This is a genomic window from Vibrio sp. OPT46, assembly GCF_015163535.1.
In the GTDB taxonomy this organism is placed as follows: domain Bacteria; phylum Pseudomonadota; class Gammaproteobacteria; order Enterobacterales; family Vibrionaceae; genus Vibrio; species Vibrio alginolyticus.
In genome coordinates this window covers 1-2073 of the sequence record NZ_JADDYG010000690.1, presented here as the reverse complement: position 1 = coordinate 2073, position 2073 = coordinate 1, and the positions used below count along the sequence as shown (strand labels likewise).

Genomic DNA, 2073 nt, shown 5'->3' with positions numbered 1-2073 from the left:
ATGGCTCCTCTAGCGTTTAGCCGTATGAATGGAATGATGCAATTAGCTTCATCTGGAGTAGGTTTTTCATTAGACAATGTAATGAGTACAAATATACCGGAAAGAACCAGTTTCTGCCGTTCTGTATTCTCATGGATTCCAAGTATAAACCTTTTCGATTCCTCTCTTGATGATGAAATAGATGAAGCAAACGAATGTAAGACGTATTGGCTGGCAAGCAATTTTCCAAAGTTCACTTGGAACTTAACTGAACAACTTGCAATGAGTGGAGACATAAAATCAGATTGGCCTGAGGCGCAGAAGTTGAATAACTGGTCCGCACTAATGGCCGTTCACTCGACAAATGAAAACGCAAAAGCAGCGGCGACTGGCAACGAGTCTGCAATAGTATCTGTTGCTTCCGAAATATTAAGCTCAGCTCTAAGCCTTGGTAATTATAATGGTAATCTGGCATCTGCAATAGAAACGCCAGGGATGAGCGGCATTGACTATGATGGAGCACTATTCGACGTTACAGGGTCTACAAATGCTTTGGCGTTATTATCTACGTTAGGTGAAGCGCTTAAGAACATTTGGTACATCGTTGTATTGGCAACTGAAGGCGCAGATGTCATCAAAGGTGCCCTTGAGAGTTCTGCTTTTTCAGCTCCATTCGCTATACCTTTGGCCTTCTTCGTTAAAACAGTAGCCCCATTGGTTGTATCAAGCCTTCTAGGTGCTTTTATATTAGGAAATGTATTGCCCATGGTGCCAATAATTACATTCCTATTTGTGGTTACCGCTTTTTTCATCATATGTGCTGAAGCTCTGGCAGGAATTGCCCTGGGCAGTGCTTTATTAGCCTCAGCAGCAGGTGAAGGGCTAATGGCTGTTCATGGTCTAAGAATGGCCGCCCTCTACGGAGCAATATTCCTGAGGCCGACTCTTCATGTAATTGGACTAATGCTGGGGTTTGCAATGTGTAACCTCAGCTTAGCTTTCCTTAATAGCGTTTGGTGGAAGTCAATTGGAGTTAATCTACCTTCCTCTTGGGATCTTTTTGATTTAGTTATGCTTACAGGAGGATATCCAATCGTTCTATTTGGTTTACTTACTTATTGTCTGAAAGCTCCGAACTTATTTGCCAACAATTTAATGTCTTGGGTTGCTACAGATGCTATTGGTCAATTTGGTGATTCTGATCAGTACCTATCAGCAACGAATGGTACCTTCAACAAAATGTCTGATGCTTTTAATGGTTCACTTCAGAAACAACAACCTCAACAGGATCTGCAAGGCAATGGTAATAATGGCAGTGGTAATAACGGAAATGGAAACACAGGAAATGGTGAAAAGTCTGAACGACCACCAAGTGCAAGCAAATAGGACTATGTAATCTATGATACTTTCAACTGTTTTTAAAAACGCCACAAACAAGACCCCTAATGATTGGACATGGAATATGTTTAGACTGAGGTTTTGGACTGAGTGGGTTCATATAACCCCTATAGATAGAGCTCTGGAGAGTATTCATAATGAATACAGGCTCCCTGGAGGCCTACTAAATGAAATAAAGTCTGCAAGAGATTATCAGCAATCTTTTGACCCTTTAACGTCCCTGCCTTATCTAGACTCATACACCGAAGTCAATAGAGAGTACCTACTGAAACATGGTTATAGCTTGTTTGAATCGAGTGTGCTTTCAGAGGCTAATGGAGGTATTCCTGATTTGCAGAAAGACAGAAATCGTTTGTTGGTTCTAAAACACGAGGAGCGTCCCAGTGATTCCAATGAGCAGCTAGCAAACGATATGCTTGAAATTAACCCTCATCTACCTCAGTTTGCTGCCTCTGAATCAGCGAACCGTTTGATTTTAAAAAAAGGGGAAGATGGACGGTATGATTTAACCATTCAGCGTACCGAAGTGAAGCCAACTACGTACATGGAACTTGTTAAAGCTGTCCCGGCCCATATGAAAATGGTTCCGTTCATGGAAACCCCCGTACACTTCAATCTTGTACCTTTTGATGAGGTTGTTAAAGCTGGTTTCGACATGAATGATGAACAGGTTGAAGGCAAAGCCAGAAACCTACA

General features: G+C 41.8%; 2 protein-coding genes. Both read left to right on the top strand.

The window, feature by feature from the left end:
- Window positions 1–1365 (top strand): hypothetical protein (locus IQR33_RS36055; protein ID WP_228014129.1); only part of this gene is annotated, 1365 nt, incomplete at its 5' end.
- Between the two features lie 76 nt (window positions 1366–1441).
- Window positions 1442–2073 (top strand): hypothetical protein (locus tag IQR33_RS36050; protein ID WP_193844162.1); only part of this gene is annotated, 632 nt, incomplete at its 3' end.